This is a genomic window from Lentisalinibacter sediminis (genome assembly GCF_040706615.1).
Lineage (GTDB): Bacteria > Pseudomonadota > Gammaproteobacteria > Steroidobacterales > Woeseiaceae > Lentisalinibacter > Lentisalinibacter sediminis.
On record NZ_JAPDRF010000005.1, the window covers coordinates 496,877 to 512,599 of the forward strand.

The following is a 15,723-nucleotide window of genomic DNA, read 5'->3' on the forward strand; positions in this document are numbered from 1 at the left end:
GACCTCTAGCCCTCGAGTTCGGCGAGCGTGTCTCCCTCGGTATCCAGCAGCAGGAGCCGTCCTCCCTCGATCGCGTAGCCCGTCACCCTCTCCAGCGCGGCGCTGAAGCGCTGTTCGAGGTCCATGCCTTCCGCACAGGCCATGCGTGTCATCGCCAGCTGCGCAAAGTCGAGCGCCGCGCCGTCGGTGCGGTACCCACCGGTCAGTCGATTGCAGCCCGCGAAGCCGTGGACCCGGTCGGCCTCGAACTGGAGACTGGGCCGCCTGCCATCCGAGAGTGGCGCTACCTCCTCGCCTTCGAGGCGCATCAGCATCCAGTCCCTGCCCGTCAGGGCGGGAGAGGCCTCGCCGGTGTCCGCGGACGCCTCCACCTTGCGCACCCGCAGTGCGTGCTCCTCGGTGGCGAACGCGGGATGGCGGCTATTCGTCGCGAACAGGAGCTCGTCGCCCCGGGTAATGGTCGCGCGGAGGGCGTAGTTCATCCGTCCGTCGATATCGGCCGGGTCGTAGGTCAGCTCGAAGGGATACGGCGGTACGCCCTCGGCCGCGAAGCGGGTCGACGCCAGCACCATGGCCGGTGCATCGGCCCGGGAGACGTCCTGCAACTCCACGGTGACCTTCGCCCCGGGCGGCAGGGCGATGCGCTCGAGGTAGAAGACCTCTCCGCGTAGGGTGCTCATGGTGTCTCCTCCGCTCGGGCCTTCCCCGCATCCCGCGGCGAGCAGGCACACCGCGATGGTCATCGTCAGCCAGTGCTTTCCGGTCACGGTCCGCCCCCTCGTCGATCGGCATGTGTTGCGGTTGACCGATTATGCACCATCCCGCTGTCGGCGAAGTGCATGCGTCAGCCCTTCGACCACTTCTCGCTGAGCGTATCGGCGTCCTCCGTCCGTGCGAGCGCCACAATCTTGTCGCCCTTCTCCAGTGCGAAGTCGGGCTCCGCGAAGATGAGCGCTTCATCCCGGTACAGGCAGACGATGCGGCTGTCGCCCGGCATGTCGATGTCCTGGATGCGTCCCTCGTGATCCTCCCCCAGGACGAAGGAGACGAGCCGGGCGTCCGAACCCAGCGCCGCCGACAGCTCCAGCGGGTTCCGCCCCTCCATCATGTCCGCGAGGTGCCGGGCCACGGTGACTTCCGGCACGATGGTGTCCACCAGCCCGAGTTCGAGGCAAACGTGCTCGAATTCCTCGTTCTCGATACGCGTGACGACCCGACTGAACCCCAGGGAGCGGCCGACGAGGCTCGCGATGATGTTGGTCTGGTCGTTGGTGGTCAGGCAGAACAGGAAGTCGGTGTTCTCCGGGTCGGCTTCCTTCAGGATGGCCGGGCGGCTGCCGTCGCCGTGCAGCACGCCGCAGTCGAGCTCATCGAGCGACTCGATCACCTCCCTGTCCTTTTCGACGATCACCACCTCGTGGTCGCGGTCGAGCAATACCCGGACTGCGGCCAGCGTCGCCGGGCTCGCTCCTACGAATACGGCTCTCATTGTGTCGCGTACCTCCTGCCTATCCAGGTGTGCGGGGCGAGCACCACCAGGATGGCTATGAACTCCAGGCGCCCGGCCAGCATGTCGAAGGCGAGCACCGCCTTCAGCAGGCCGGGCAGGCCGCTGGAAGTGATGCCGGTGCTGAGACCCACCGTGCCCGTGGCGGAGACCACCTCGAACAGGGCGTCCAGCGGCGCGTGGCCGTACAGCAGGAACGGTACGACCGAGGCGACCACCACGATCAGGAACATCGTCGGCACCGCCAGGATGTGCAGCACCTCGCTGGGCGCCAGCCGCCGGCCGCCCAGGCGAGGTTCCACAACGGCGTGGGGCGGCAGCGCCATGCGCTGGATCAGCAGCTGGATCACCCGCAGCACCACCAGTATTCGCAGCAGCTTGATGCCGCCGGCGGTGGAACCCACGCTGCCGCCCAGAGCCATGCTGATTATCGAGGTCCACTTGGCCGCATCCGGCAGCGTGGCCGGGTCCATCGGCGTGAAACCGGAGGTGGTCTGCGCCGAGACGCCCAGCAGGAAGCCCTGCCTCGCCGCAGTGCCGGCATCCAGCCCGCTCGCAGCGAGGATCAGGCTCAGCGCCACACCGACCGCGAGCGCCGCCAGCACCAGCGCGCGGAGTTCGGCATCCGCGAGCACGCCGCGCCATTCGCCACGGGCGGCGCGCAGGTACAGCGGCAGGCTGACGGCGGCGAGCAGGGTGATCAGGCTCAGCACCCAGGCCGACCAGCGGCCGTCGAGGCCGGCCAGGCTCCCGTCCAGGGAAGAGAATCCGCCGGTCGATACGCCGGACAGCACGTGCACCAGTGCGGTGTACGGGCGGCCCTCCGCGGCCCAGAGGACGAGCCAGGCCGCCACGGTCATGAGGGCATAGAGCACCAGCAGGCGGCGGGCATGCCAGATCATGGACGGTATGTCGGATTCACGTGCGCCGGTCGGCTCCAGCAGCCGGCGCGCGGCGATGCCCCGCGGTACCAGCATCACCACGCACAGCGCGGCGAAGCCGAGCCCGCCGTACCACTGCATCCAGGACCGGGTCAGCAGCAGGACCGGGGATTGTCCGGCCGGCTCGGGGACGACGGAGAGGCCCGTGGTCGTCACTGCCGATACAGCCTCGAACCAGGCATCCGCGGGCGTCAGGCCGAAGGTGGTGAACGGCCAGACCATCACGGCCGGGGTCAGGATGAACGCACCGGCCACCAGCACCAGCGCCTCGTTCGGCTGGATCTCGGCGGGCGCCCGGATGCGGTGGCAGAGGAATCCGGCGGCGCCGAGGGCAAGGGCCGTGATGCCGAGGGTGGCGGCGGTGCGGTGCTCCGCTCCGGCGAGGGCCGCTGCGGCCGGGATCGTGGTGAGCAGGGCGATGGTGACCCCGAGCAGGCCGCCATAACGCACCAGCACCCGCGGCCGGACCGCGTGCTGGAGCGTCCTCAGCCTGTTCCGGTGTGCCATGGTGTCCGGCGAGCCTGTTCTCTGCACCCCGACTCTGGCACGGGCTGCACAACCCGGGAATCAGGGAAACTACCCGGCCGCCGCCGGGTTTTGTGTTTGCCGTTGCAGCCGGGATAATCCGTGGGTATGCGATTCGCGCGCTTCCGTATCGAGGGCACCACTGTCATGGCCGCGGCTGCCGAAGACGGCGCCTGGGTGCCGGTCGGCGACCTCGCGCCCGACGCGCCGGGCGACATGCTCGCCCTGCTCGACCGCTGGCCGCAGCTGAAGGTGCGCGCGGAGGAGGCGCTGGCCAGCGGCGAATGGCAGGCGCTGCCGGCGAGCGCCGAGCCGCTGCTGCCGTTCCGTCCGGCCTCGCTGCGGGACTTCATGCTGTCCGAGACCCACGCGGTGGAGGCGGCGCGTGGCTATCTGCGGCGCTTCAGGCCGGGACTGCTGAAGGTGGTGAACGGCTACGAGAAGCTCACCGGCAGGACCTTCCCGGCGCTGAAGCCGAAGCCGCTCTGGTACCGCCAGCCGGTCTACTACCTGACCAATCACCTGAACGTGGTCACCGACGGCGCCACCATCGACTGGCCGGACTACACCGACGCGCTGGACTACGAGCTGGAACTGGCCTTCGTCATCACGAAACCGCTGCTGAACGCGACGCGGGAAGAGGCGGAGGCGGCCATCGGCGGCTTCCTGATCCTGAATGACTTCAGCGCCAGGGACCTGCAGCTCGACGAGATGAAGAGCGGCTTCGGCCCGCAGAAGTGCAAGCACTTCGTGAATGCACTGTCGGCGAGTGTCGCCACGGCGGACGACATCCTGCCTCGCATCGACACCGTGAAAGGCGAGGTCCGGATCAACGGCGAGCGCATCGTCGAGAGCCGCAACTCCGATCTGCAGCACGGCGTCGTCGATATCCTGATGCACGTCTCCCGTGCGGAGCGGCTGCACCCGGGCGAGGTATTCGGCCTCGGCACCATGCCTGGCGGCTGCGCTATGGAGAACGGCCGCTGGCTTGCCGCCGGCGACGAGATCGAACTCGCCATCGAGGGCATCGGGACGCTGGCGAACCGGGTGGGCGGCCGGGGCGGCTGATCAGCCCCCGGCGTGGCTCACCGGCGCGCGCTCGGTCAGCCCCAGCAGTTTCAGCGCAAAGGCATACTCGTGGGCCCGTTCCTCCAGCTTCTCGAAGCGGGCGGCGGAGCCCCGGTGGCCGGCTTCCATGTTCGTGCGCAGGAAGAACGGCCCGCCCTTCGCCTCGTCCCGCAGCTGCGCCACCCACTTGGCCGGCTCCCAGTAGGTGACACGATAATCGGCGATGCCGCCCGTGGCCAGCACGGGCGGATACGCGACGTCGTCGCGGATGTTGTCGTAGGGCGAGTAGGCGGCGATGGTCTCGTACGCCTCCCGGTCGGCGATCGGGTTGCCCCACTCCGACCACTCCGGCGGTGTCAGGGGCAGCGTTCCGTCCGAGATGGTGTTCAGCACGTCCACGAAGGGCACCGCGGCCAGTACGCCGCCGAACAGGTCCGGCCGCAGATTCAGCGCGGCGCCCACCAGCAGGCCACCGGCGGAGCCGCCGTAGATCACCGTCTCGTTCCTGCGGCCGTAGCCGCGCTCCTGCAGCGCTTCGGCGACGTCGACAAAATCCGTGAACGTATTCATCTTCTTGCCGAGCTTGCCGTCCAGGTACCACTGGCGGCCCTTGGCCGCGCCGCCCCGGATGTGGGCGATGGCATAGACGATCCCGCGGTCCACCAGCGAGAGCGTGCTGGTAGAGAAGTTTGCCGGCATGGTCAGGCCGTAGCTGCCGTAGCCGTACAGCACCAGCGGCGCACTGCCGTCGGTGGGCGTGTTCGCCAGGCGGAGGATGGTGACGGGGACCTCCGCGCCGTCCCTCGCCTCGATGAAGATGCGCTCCACTGCATAGAGTTCCGGGCGATGGCCGCTCGGCACCTCCTGGGTTTTCCTGAGCGTACGCTCCCGGGTGAACATGTCGAAGTCCCAGACCTGTTCCGGGGTGGCGGGGGATTCGTAACTGAAGCGCACCGTCCTCGCGTCGAACTCGTAGCCTTCTTCGAGGCCGAGGGAATAGGCCGCCTCGTCGAAGTCGACGGGATAGCTCACGTCGCCTTCGTAGTCGGTGACAACGATGCGAGGCAGCGCGTTCTCCCGTTCCAGGCGCACCAGCCGATCGGCGAAGGCGACGAAGTCCACCAGGTAGGTGCCGGGTCGATGGGGCAGCCAGTCCTCCCAGTTGTCGCGGCCCGGGTCGGCCACGGGCGTGCGGACGATCTTGAAGTCCACCGCGCCGCCGGCGTTGGTGTGCAGATAGAAATGGTCGCCGTGATGTTCCGGGTCGTAGATCTCGTCGTCGCGGCGGGGCGCGATCAGCACGGGCTCTGCGCCCGGCGGCGCATCGGCAGGCAGAAATCTCGCCTCGCTGGAGGTCACCTTCGACGAGGTGATGAAGATGTACTCGCCGCTCAGGCTCTTCGAGACGTCGAGGAAGAAACTGTCGTCCGGCTCCTCGTAGACCAGCCTGTCTTCGGCCGGGTCGGTGCCGAGAATGTGGTGCTTCACCCGCTTCGGGCGCTGGTGGTCGTCCCGCTCGATGTAGTAGAACGAGTCCGAATCCGCCGCCCACACCGCGCCGCCATCGGTCGAGGTGATGGTCTCGTCGAATTCCTCGCCGGTGTCGATGTTGCGCACGCGGATGTCGTAGTACTCTGAACCGGTGCGGTCCGTGCTGTAGGCGATCCACCGGTGATCCGGGCTGTGCTCGACGCTGCCGATGTCGAAGAAGTCCTCACCCTCGCCTTCCCGGTCGCCGTCGTAGAGCAGGGTCTCCTCGCCGCCGTCCCGTGGCGTGCGCACGAACACCGGGTACTGGCCGCCGTCGCGGAAACGCACGGAATACGCCCAGGGGCCGTCGGCTAGCGGCACGGAGCTGTCGTCCTCCCTGATGCGGCCGCGCATCTCCGCCACGAGGGTCTCACGCAACCCGGCCAGATCCGCCGTGGCGTCCTCGTAGTGGCGGTTCTCCGCCTCCAGGTGGCTGCGGATATCGGCGCTCAGCTTCGAGGGATCGCGCAGCACCTCCTGCCAGTTCGCGTCCCGTAGCCAGGCGTAGGCGTCGGTGCGGGTGACGCCGTGCTGCTCGATGGTTGCCGGACGCTTCTCGGCGGCCGGCGGCGGGCTGTCGGGGCTGATGCGGAAAACGGGTCGGGTGGAAGTCATGGCGCTCCGGGGTTCCTCGTTGTCGTGGCGGGCATCGGTCTCATGCGTGTCATTGCCGCAGCCGGCTGCCAGCATGGCGAACAGGAAGGCAAACAGGGCGGAATTCGGGCGGACCATGGGTTGGCGAGCTCGCGGTTCACGGGGCGGGAGATTCTACCCGAATACCCGAACGGACATGTAGGAGGGCCTTCAGGCCCGATCCTCCCTTCTCTTGGCGTTGACCAGCCATCGGCTGGACCGGGCTACGGGGGACGCTCAGTCGGACGTCCTGTCCTCCTTCGCTTCGGCCAGACCTCCTTCCCGCCGTCCTGGCTCCAGTCGGTCCGGACGACCCCCGCAGCCCGGTCCAGCCGCTGACGGGCCCGCCGCCGAGAGGATTGGCACCAGTCAGAAAGCGCTCCTGATTGGCACTTCCTTCACGCCACTGCGAGCACGGCCGTTATGCGGGGGTATCCATCGCCGCGACCTTTTGTCGGGAGCAAGATGGATACCCCCGCATGACGGCCACAATAGAAAGGGGTGTCTGGCAGGGCCGCATCGGGCCTGAAGGCCCTCCTACCTTGATTCTTGAACGGCGTCACAGACACGCCCCGGGCATCAGGCCAATCTCTGTCGTTATGTTCAGCCGGGCCGCGGCCCGCATCGAGGAGACGGGGATATGGGTTCCCAGAAAGGTCTGACCGCACTGGAATTGCTGATCGTGGTCGCGATCATCGCGATGCTCGCCGCGGTGGCCGTACCGCGCTTCTCGCTCCTGGACCGCGAGGCCCGGGAGCAGGCCGTAGTCTCGCTCGCCGACGGCGTGCGGAGTTCGGCCGAAATCACGCACCGGGTGTGGTCGGCCGCGGGCCGTCCCGAGACGCTGACCTTCCAGGGAGAGGAACTGCGCTTCGTGCATGGTTATCCGGTCGAGCAGGCGATCGCCCATGCCGTGATCGGAGCCGGCGGCTTCCGGCAGAACAACGGCGTCTGGGTGCACGAAGGCGCACGCTCGGCGCTGGACTGCGGTGTGGTCTATCTGCCCCCGACGGCGGAGGGCGTGCCGGCCACGGTCAACGCCTACACGGCGGGGTGCTGACGGCGGGAAGGGTCTAGACGCGCCGGCTGGCGCCGGTCTCGTCGCGCAGGAACATCGACACCTTCTCGGGGTGCATCGGACGGCTGAACAGGAAGCCCTGTACCAGATCGCAGTTGCACTCGCGCAGGAAGTCCAGCTGCTCGGCGGTTTCCACCCCTTCCGCCGCCACCTCGATATCCAGCCCGCGCGCCATGGCGATGGCGGCGCGCACCAGGCGCTGGTGATCCTCGTTCTCCTGCAGGTCCGCAATCAGGCTGCGATCGATCACGAAGGTATCGACCACGCCACTGTCCAGTGAGCGGAACGAGATGTCCTGGGTGCCGAAGCGGTCCAGGGATATGCGCACGCCGAGCGCGTTCAGCTCGGCCATGATGTGCGAGGGCATGCGCCGGCCGTGGTTCGTGCCCGTGGCCATGACTTCCAGCTCCAGACAGCCCGGATCCAGATTGGTGTCTTCCAGCGCCTTCGCCACCGATTCGACGATGCGTCCCCGCGCGAGCTGTGCCGGCGAGAGATTCACCGCCACCGTGAGGTCCGGCAGGTCGAACTGTGTCTGCCAGGCCTTCAGCTGCGCGGCGGCGTTGCCGACGATCCATTCGCCCACCGAGTGGATGAGCCCGCTGGACTCGAGGATGGGCAGGAAGCGTTCGGGCGCCAGCAGGCCGAAGCGGGGATGCTGCCAGCGCAGCAGCGCCTCGAAGCCGATGAGGCGGCCGTTGCGCACGTCGATACGCGGCTGGTAGTGCAGTAACAGCTCCCGACGCACGAGGGCGTGGCGAAGCCCGACCTCGAGCTCTTCCCGCTCCGCGATCTTGTGGTTCAGCGCCGCAGAGTGGAACTGGAAGCGTCCGCCGCCGTGGCTCTTCGCCTGGGCTGTGGCCAGTGCGGCCGCCTTCACCAGCTCGGCGGCGTTTTTGCCCGCCTCCGGGTACAGGGCGATGCCGATGCTGGGAGTCAGGTAGACCTCGTTGCCGCCGACGAAATACTGCTCTTCCAGCGCCAGCACGAGCTTCTGCCCTACCGTGGCGGCGTCCTGGGGCGATTCCACGTCCTCGATGCAGATCACGAACTGATCGGCGTTCCAGCGTCCCACGAGGTCGCTCACCCGCAGTTCCCGCACCAGCCTCAGGGCCACCTCCTGCAGCAGGCGGTCGCCGGTGTCGTGACCCAGCGTGTCGTTGACCGACCGGAAGCGGTCGAGGTCGATGAACAGGATGCCCAGCTCCCGTTTGTGCCGCGAGGCGCGGCTGATGGCGCGGCCCAGCTGCTCGCTGAAAAGCCCGCGGCCTGCGAGTTCGGTGAGCGGGTCGTACAGGGATGTGCGTTCCTGCTGCCTGGCCCGTTGCCTGCGATCGGTCACGTCGCGGAAGGAGACCACCGCGCCCACGCGCCGGCCGGCGGCGTCGGTGAGTGCGCGCCCGCTGAGGCTCAGGAGCATTGGCGGCTGGCCTTCAGTCTCGTACAGCGCTTCCATGTCGCTGAATTTCTCGCCCGCGAGCGCCCGCGGCAGCGGCCGGGCCTCCACCGGCAGTGGCGTCTCCACACCCGGCGCATCGGCGCAGAACTGCCGGTGCCAGGCGAGGGTCGGCCGTTCGCGCGGCCCCAGGCCGAGCATGCTGCGGCCGGCCGGATTGATGGAGATCACCACGCCGTGCTCGTCGACCACGATCACGCCGTCGTTGATGCCGTGCAGGATGGTGCGCATCGCGTCTTCCGGCCGCTGCATGCGGCGGACGAACTGGTGCCGGTCGAGCGCGTAGTGCAGGGCCTCGATGAGCGTGCCCGGTGTGATCTCATCGAGGCACAGATAGTCCTGGGCGCCGTGCTGCACCGCCGTCATGCCGCGGTGCTCGTTCACGCGGGCCGTCACCGCGATCACCGGCAGGCCCGGCAGCTCCGCCATCGCCTGCGCCGGCCGCAGCCGCTGGCGGCCGGCCTCGGTGAGGCCGACGTCGAGCACCACGATGTCCGGATTGATGCGGGTGACCTCTTCACGGATGCCGGCCGGGTCGCCGGCCTGATGGATGCCGTCGATGGCATCGAGCTGGCGCAGCATCTGCAGGATGTTGCCGCCGGGGAGGGAGTAATCGCCGATATAGAGTACGCGCAGCTGACGAGCGAGGGGCTCCGGGGTGTCGCCCGACCTGTGGGCTTCGCTCATGCTCCCTCCCTGTGCGCGGGTGCTTTCGGGTTATCGTTTATGACCACCGGCATCGCAGGATCATAGCAAAAGAGCCGCCGGGTGCCGATGGCCGTGAACTTTTTCGCGCCGGTTTCAAACCCGGGGCCACCGGCCTGCATCGAAGGATCAATCGACGGATGAAAGGAGCCATGGCAATTGACCGCGCCAGCCAGCGAATTCCAGGCCGCCCGACTGCTCGCGGAAGAGCTGCCCGTGACCGCTGAACCGGCCGATCTGGCCGTCCGGCGCGCGAAAAAGGGCGACCGCCGCGCCTTCGAGCAGCTCTACCGCGCCCACGTCGGTCAGGTGTACGGCCTGTGCCTGCGCATGACGGGCCAGCCGGCCGAGGCCGAGGACTGCGCGCAGGAGGCCTTTATCCAGGCCTGGCGCAAGCTCGCCCAGTTCCGCGGCGACGCGGTGTTCGGGACGTGGCTGCATCGCATCGCGGTGAACGCGGTGCTGGCCAGGCGGCGACGGATGCGGCCGGAGGACTCGCTGGACGACGGTGCGGAGCTCGGCACCGCGGGGGAGAGCCCGGCCGACCAGCGGGACCTGGAAGCCGCAGTGGCCGCGCTGCCGGAGGGCGCTCGCCACGTCTTCGTGCTGCTGGCCGTATACGGCTACACCCACGAAGAGGCGGGGGCGATGCTGGGCATCGCCAGTGGCACCTGCAAGGCACAACTGCACCGGGCCCGCCGGCTGCTCGCCGAGCGGCTGAGCGACGGCCCGGCACCTGCGGAGGACGAGACGAGTGACTGAAGAACAGCGGAGACGGGAACAGGCGGAGGCGGAACTGGATCGCCGCAGCGCCGCGTTGCCGAAGGCGGTGCAACCCGGGCGCGACCTGTGGCCCGGCATCGAGGCCCGGCTGGAGGAGGAGGACGCGCGTCCCGGCACACGCCGCTGGTGGTGGGGTGCCGTGGCCGCGGCGCTCGGCACGGCGGCATTGCTGCCCCTGCTGCTGGTCCGTGACGGGCCGGTCGGGAACGACCCGGTGCCCATGGCGACCGTGCCAGCCGAATCGCCGGCCACGGTCAACCGCGGTCTGGATACCGCCGGCCAGCAGCTCAGGCTGCGCAACGCCGCCGTGACGTCGGTGGAGCCGGGCCCCGAGTACCGCGCGGCCCGTGCGGAACTCCTGAGCCTGCTCGAAGCGCGTCTCGCCCAGCTCGCGCCGGAAGACCGCGAGATCGTGGTGCGCAACATCGAGACCATCAGGAGCGCCCTGGAGGAAATCGACACCGCCCTGCAGGACAACCCGGACGACCCCCTGCTGCAGGAACTGATGCTGCAGACCTATCAGAGAGAACTGGATGTGATGGCACGGGTGAACGGCCTTGCCGGCCCGGCCAGGAGGAGGACCGACCTATGAACGTCAAAACACTGACACTGACACTGACACTGACACAGACACTGTTGCTGGCCGCGCTGCCGCTGGCGGCCCAGGCCGATCGGCAGTACGAGCGCACCGTGGCGCCGGACGGCGCGAAGGAAGTGCGCATCAGCAATACCGCCGGCTCCATCGAGGTGGAGGGCTCGGACCGGCAGGACATCCGCATCACCGGCGTCCTGGAGGACGAAGTGGAAGAAGTGCTGATCGAACGGCAGGGCAACGCGATCGCCATCGAGGTGAAGGTGCAGGACAGGCTCCGTTCGTATCGGCGGGCCTCGGCCGAGCTGCGTATCGAGATGCCGGCGGCCATGGGCCTCAGCGTGGTCGGCACCAGCGCTGATATCGAGGCCGAGGGCGTACGCGGCGAACAGCGGCTGAAAAGCGTCAGCGGTGACGTGCGCACCGAGGTCTGGGGCGAGCCGGTAACCGCGGAGACCGTCAGCGGTGACGTCCGCGTGGAAGGTCACGGCGAGGTGTCTCGCGCGACGCTCGCTGCGGTCAGCGGTGACCTGGTGGTGGAGGCGCTGGCGGGCGAACTCGAGGCCGAGTCGGTGAGCGGCGATGTGATAGTGAGCGACAGCCGGGTCAGCCGTGCCCGCTTCGAGACCACCTCCGGCGACGTGATCGCCACCGTGAGCCTGGAGCGCGACGCCAGCTTCGAGGCGGAGAGCGTCAGCGGGGACATCGAGCTGGACATCGCAGGTGCGCCTGACGCCGAGATCGACGTGAGCAGCTTCAGCGGCAGCATCGACAACTGCTTCGGCCCCAAGCCCGAGCGCCAGAGCCGCTACGCCCCGGGCTCCGAGCTGCGCTTCACCGCCGGCGAGGGCCGCGGCGAGATCCGCCTCCAGACCCTGAGCGGCGACATAGACCTCTGCAAGATGTAGGAGGGGCTTTAGCCCCGATCCCTTTCCCCGATCCCCTTTTCCCGACCCCCTTCACCAAACCCCCGACCCGCCTCTGCCTGCCGGGTCGGGGGTTTGCTAATCTAGGCGACTCACCCGCGCTGCGAAGGATCTGCAATGGGGCGCTTCCTGAAATTCCTCCTCATCGGCATTGCCGCCGTCGTCGGCCTGCTCGTCGTGGTCGTGCTGGCGGTGGCCCTGCTGTTCGACCCGAACGATTACAAGGACGAGATCGCGGCGCAGGTGGAGGCCGCCACCGGGCGCTCGCTGACCCTGGAGGGCGACCTCGAGCTCGGCCTGTTCCCCTGGCTGAGCGTCGATACCGGGCGCATCGTGCTCGGCAACGCCGAGGGTTTCGGCCCCGAGCCCTTCGCCGAGCTGGACGGAGCCAGCGTCGCCATTCGCCTGTGGCCGCTCATCACCGGCAACATCGAGGCCGGGCGGGTCTCCGTGGACGGGCTCGTGCTCAATCTGCGCATCGCCGGGGACGGCACCAGCAACTGGGACGACCTGGCCGCCGCGGGCGAAGAGCCTGCCGAAGCGCCGGTCGCCGAAGGCGAGGGCACGGGACTCGGCGAGCTGCGGGTCGCCGGCATCAGCCTCACCGATGCGACCGTCGACTGGCAGGACGAGGCGGCGGAAGTCCACTACCGGGTCACCAATCTCGGCCTGAGTATCGGCGCCATAGAGCCGGGCCTGCCCTTCGACGTCGACGGCGGGTTCACCCTGGCCACCCTGCCTGAGGATTCGGGCAAGAGTCCGGGCGGCGAGTTCGAACTGGCCACCGTCGTCACCGCGGACCTGGAGAGCGGGCGCATCGTGCTGGACGGCCTGCTGCTGAGCGGCCGCCTCGACCCCGGCGCGGAGCTCGAGCCCTTCGATCTCGGCGTATCCGCGCGGCGCCTGGCCTACGCGACGGAGCAGCAGGCGCTGGAACTCGACGGCGGCGCGCTGGAGGTGGCCTCACTGCGCGTCGAGGCCGAGCTCACCGGCACCGTCGGCGACGCGCTGCAGCTCTCCGGCCGCATCGAGGCGCCCCGCTTCTCGCCGAAGGACCTGGCCGACACCCTGGGCACGCCGCTGCCGGCCACCGCAGACCCGGCCGTGCTGCAGCTGGTTTCCTTCGCGGCCGACGTCGCCCTCACGGACGACAGCGTGGCCCTCTCCGCCATGACAGCCCGCCTCGACGACACCGAACTGAAGGGCAACTTCTCGATGCGCGGTTTCGAGGCGCCGGCGTATCGCTTCGCCCTGGAGGGCGACCGCATCGACCTGGACCGCTACCTCGCGCCGCCCGCCGCTGACGCGCCGGCCGAGGCCGACACGGCCGCCCTGGACGCCACCGAGATCCCGGTCGACATCATTCGCTCGCTGGACGCGGAAGGCACGCTGAAGTTCGCGGAGGTGGTGCTGGGCGGCCTCACCTTCCGCACGATCGAGCTCGGCGTCACCGCCGGGGACGGCCGGGTGCGGCTGCATCCCATCGCCGCCCGTGTACTGGAGGGTGGCTACAACGGTGACGTTCGCATCGACGCGAGCGGCAACAAGCCCCGCCTCTCGGTGGATGAGCGGGTGGAAGGCGTGCAGCTCGCCGCCCTCGGCCGCGAACTCTACGAGACGGACAAACTGAGCGGCAGCCTGGAGGGCCGCTTCACGCTGGCCGGCAGCGGCGCCAATCTGGCCGAGATCCGCCAGGACCTGGGCGGCGACGTCGGCTTCGAACTCAGCGACGGCGCGTTCGAGGGCACGGACCTCTGGTACCAGATCCGCCGGGCACGGGCCGTATTGCGGCGCGAGGCCCCGCCGCAGCCGCCCGCGGAGCCCCGCACGCCCTTCTCCACCGTCCGCGGCACCGGCAAGGTGGCGGAGGGCGTGCTCACGAACGACGACCTGTTCGCCGAGCTGCCGTTCCTGCGCGTCACCGGCGCAGGCACGGTGGACCTGACCGCCGCCACCCTGGACTACGGCGTGCGCGCACGGGTACTCGAGCGCCCGGACTTCATCGAGGGAGCCAGCGATGAGGAACTGGCGGAATACACCGAGGCGGTCATCCCGATCCGCATCACCGGCAGCCTCGCCGACCCCTCGGTGCGCCCGGACGTCGAGGACATGCTGCGCGAGGAGGTCAAGGGCCGCATCGAGGAAGAAAAAGAGCGCCTGCAGAAGAAGCTGCTGGAGCGCCTCGGCATCGAGTCGGAAGAAGAGGCGGCGCCTGCCGACGGCGAGAACCTGGCGCCGGAAGACGGGCAGCCCGCCGAAGAGGAAGAGTCGGTGGAGGACCAGCTCAAGAAGAAACTGAAAGACCTGCTCGGTGAGCGCTGAGGACGGAAGGCCGGCGGCCTTCGCCACCCTCCTGCTGGCAGTGTCGGTCGCGCTGGCCGCCCTGCCCGCCCGTGGCGCGGACCTCCTGGACGTTAGCGTGGAGAAGGAGGGCGAGCGTTACACCATGGCCTCACGCACCTACTTCGAGGCGCCGCCCGAGGCCGTCTTCCGGGTGCTTTCCGACTACGACCGCTTCGAGCGCATCTCCAGCATCTTCGAGGACGTGCGCTTCATCGCTCCCGCCAGCGATGGCACCCCCCGCGCGTTCACGCTGATGAAGGGCTGCGTATTGTTCTTCTGCAAGACCATCGAGCGCATCGAGGAGCTGCACTTCACGCCTCACAGCCGCATCGTGGCCGAGGTGGAACCCGAGCACAGCGACTTCGCCTACGGCCGCACCGAGTGGCAGTTCATCCCGTCCGGCTCCGGCACCGAGGTGCACTACCGCATGGAGATGGAGCCCGGCTTCTGGGTACCGCCGCTGATCGGCCCGTACATGATGAAGCGCTCCTTCCGCAGCGACGCCGTCGAGGCACTGAATCGCATCGAGGCCTTGGCCCTCTCCCCGGACGAGAGTCGGGAGCCGCCATCGTGACGCCCTTCGCCGAAAGGCTGCTCGCCTGGTACGACCGGCACGGCCGACACGACTTGCCGTGGCAGCGCGATCCCGTGCCCTACCGCGTCTGGGTCTCGGAGATCATGCTGCAGCAGACTCAGGTGAAGACGGTCATTCCGTACTTCGAGCGCTTCATGGAGCGCTTCCCGACGGTGGAGGCGCTCGCGGCCGCGCCAGTCGACGACGTGCTGGCGCTATGGGCCGGCCTCGGCTACTACGCCCGGGCGCGTAACCTGCACCGGGCCGCGCGGGAGGTCGCATCCGGTCACGGCGGCGAGTTCCCGCGCGAGCCGGAGGCGCTGGAGACCCTGCCCGGCATCGGCCGCTCCACGGCCGGCGCCATCCTCGCGCTCTCCTTCGGTGAGCGCCACGCCATCCTGGATGGCAACGTCAAGCGCGTGCTCGCCCGTTACCACGCGGTGGAGGGCTGGCCGGGGCGCACGGCGGTGGCGAAAGAACTCTGGCAGCTGGCGGAGCGGCACACGCCGCCGCGGCGAGTGGCCGACTACACCCAGGCCATCATGGACCTGGGCGCGACGCTCTGTACGCGCGGCCGCCCGGCCTGCGAGCGCTGCCCGCAGGCGGCGGATTGCCGCGCACTGGCGCTGGGACGGCAGACGGAGTTCCCGGGCCGCAAGCCGCCGCAGAAATCGCGCCGGCTCCGCACGGCCGAGTTCGCGCTCGCCTGGGACGGCAGCGCGGTGCTGCTGGAGCGCCGCCCCGATGCCGGCATCTGGGGCGGCCTCTGGAGCCTGCCGGAGATCGGCGACGAGGAGACGGCGGAGGACTGGTGCCGGCGGCGACTGGGGGCGGAGCCGCCTGCCGTGGAGCGCTGGGAGACTGTCGAACACAGCTTCACCCATTATGATCTGCACATGCAGCCGGTCCTGATCCGGCTGCACGAACGGCCGGGCGCGGCGCGCGACGCGGACGACGAGCGCTGGGTGGATGTAGCAGGCGACAGGCAGATGGGGCTGCCGGCCCCGGTCCGGCGGCTGCTGGACCGGCTGGGCGAGATCGGCGTCTGAACGGTCGCCGGAG

13 protein-coding genes are annotated in these 15,723 nt (G+C 69.1%); 8 read left to right on the forward strand and 5 right to left on the reverse strand.

Annotated features, from left to right (window positions below; translation table 11 throughout):
- Positions 1–5: 5 nt before the first annotated feature.
- The 3 genes from ACJMKX_RS12755 to ACJMKX_RS12765 all read right to left on the reverse strand — a co-directional run bounded on the left by ACJMKX_RS12755 (position 6) and on the right by ACJMKX_RS12765 (position 2,982).
- Positions 6–680 carry a YbaY family lipoprotein gene (locus tag ACJMKX_RS12755; protein WP_405225911.1) on the reverse strand — a complete coding sequence of 225 codons (675 nt, stop codon included), beginning with the start codon at positions 678–680 and terminating at the stop codon, positions 6–8.
- A 164-nt stretch (positions 681–844) separates the two neighbouring features.
- The gene (locus ACJMKX_RS12760) at positions 845–1,489 is read right to left on the reverse strand and encodes a potassium channel family protein (RefSeq protein WP_405225914.1); all 645 of its coding nucleotides are present in this window, start codon (positions 1,487–1,489) and stop codon (positions 845–847) included.
- A complete protein-coding gene (locus tag ACJMKX_RS12765) occupies positions 1,486–2,982 on the reverse strand; it encodes a TrkH family potassium uptake protein (protein WP_405225917.1) in 1,497 nt (498 codons plus the stop codon). Before ACJMKX_RS12765 ends, ACJMKX_RS12760 begins: the two co-directional genes overlap by 4 nt.
- Positions 2,983–3,081: 99 nt before the next feature.
- Between ACJMKX_RS12765 and ACJMKX_RS12770 the strand changes: the two genes are divergently transcribed.
- Positions 3,082–4,041, forward strand: coding sequence for a fumarylacetoacetate hydrolase family protein (locus ACJMKX_RS12770; RefSeq protein WP_405226651.1), 960 nt, complete (start codon positions 3,082–3,084; stop codon positions 4,039–4,041).
- Here ACJMKX_RS12770 and ACJMKX_RS12775 read toward each other — a convergent pair whose 3' ends face one another.
- Positions 4,042–6,303 carry a S9 family peptidase gene (locus ACJMKX_RS12775; protein ID WP_405225920.1) on the reverse strand — a complete coding sequence of 754 codons (2,262 nt, stop codon included), beginning with the start codon at positions 6,301–6,303 and terminating at the stop codon, positions 4,042–4,044.
- Positions 6,304–6,844: 541 nt separating this feature from the next.
- Between ACJMKX_RS12775 and ACJMKX_RS12780 the strand changes: the two genes are divergently transcribed.
- Entirely contained in the window at positions 6,845–7,264 is a 420-nt protein-coding gene (locus tag ACJMKX_RS12780) for a type II secretion system protein (RefSeq protein ID WP_405225923.1), read from the forward strand.
- A 13-nt stretch (positions 7,265–7,277) separates the two neighbouring features.
- Here ACJMKX_RS12780 and ACJMKX_RS12785 read toward each other — a convergent pair whose 3' ends face one another.
- The gene (locus ACJMKX_RS12785; protein WP_405225926.1) at positions 7,278–9,425 is read right to left on the reverse strand and encodes a putative bifunctional diguanylate cyclase/phosphodiesterase; all 2,148 of its coding nucleotides are present in this window, start codon (positions 9,423–9,425) and stop codon (positions 7,278–7,280) included.
- Between the two features lie 177 nt (positions 9,426–9,602).
- Between ACJMKX_RS12785 and ACJMKX_RS12790 the strand changes: the two genes are divergently transcribed.
- The 6 genes from ACJMKX_RS12790 to mutY all read left to right on the forward strand — a co-directional run bounded on the left by ACJMKX_RS12790 (position 9,603) and on the right by mutY (position 15,710).
- Complete coding sequence (locus ACJMKX_RS12790) at positions 9,603–10,205, forward strand: RNA polymerase sigma factor (RefSeq protein ID WP_405225929.1); 603 nt, start codon at positions 9,603–9,605, stop codon at positions 10,203–10,205.
- A complete protein-coding gene (locus ACJMKX_RS12795; protein ID WP_405225932.1) occupies positions 10,198–10,818 on the forward strand; it encodes a hypothetical protein in 621 nt (206 codons plus the stop codon). Before ACJMKX_RS12790 ends, ACJMKX_RS12795 begins: the two co-directional genes overlap by 8 nt.
- Positions 10,815–11,726 (forward strand): DUF4097 family beta strand repeat-containing protein, encoded by a 912-nt coding sequence (locus ACJMKX_RS12800; protein WP_405225935.1) that lies wholly within the window; start codon positions 10,815–10,817, stop codon positions 11,724–11,726. The genes ACJMKX_RS12795 and ACJMKX_RS12800 overlap by 4 nt, the downstream gene beginning before the upstream one ends.
- Positions 11,727–11,861: 135 nt before the next feature.
- Positions 11,862–14,066, forward strand: coding sequence for an AsmA family protein (locus ACJMKX_RS12805; RefSeq protein WP_405225938.1), 2,205 nt, complete (start codon positions 11,862–11,864; stop codon positions 14,064–14,066).
- Positions 14,056–14,661: an SRPBCC family protein gene (locus tag ACJMKX_RS12810; RefSeq protein WP_405225941.1), complete on the forward strand. Its 606-nt coding sequence runs from the start codon at positions 14,056–14,058 to the stop codon at positions 14,659–14,661. The genes ACJMKX_RS12805 and ACJMKX_RS12810 overlap by 11 nt, the downstream gene beginning before the upstream one ends.
- On the forward strand, positions 14,658–15,710 hold the full coding sequence (gene mutY / locus ACJMKX_RS12815) for an A/G-specific adenine glycosylase (protein WP_405225944.1): 1,053 nt from the start codon (positions 14,658–14,660) through the stop codon (positions 15,708–15,710). Before ACJMKX_RS12810 ends, mutY begins: the two co-directional genes overlap by 4 nt.
- Positions 15,711–15,723 lie beyond the last annotated feature (13 nt).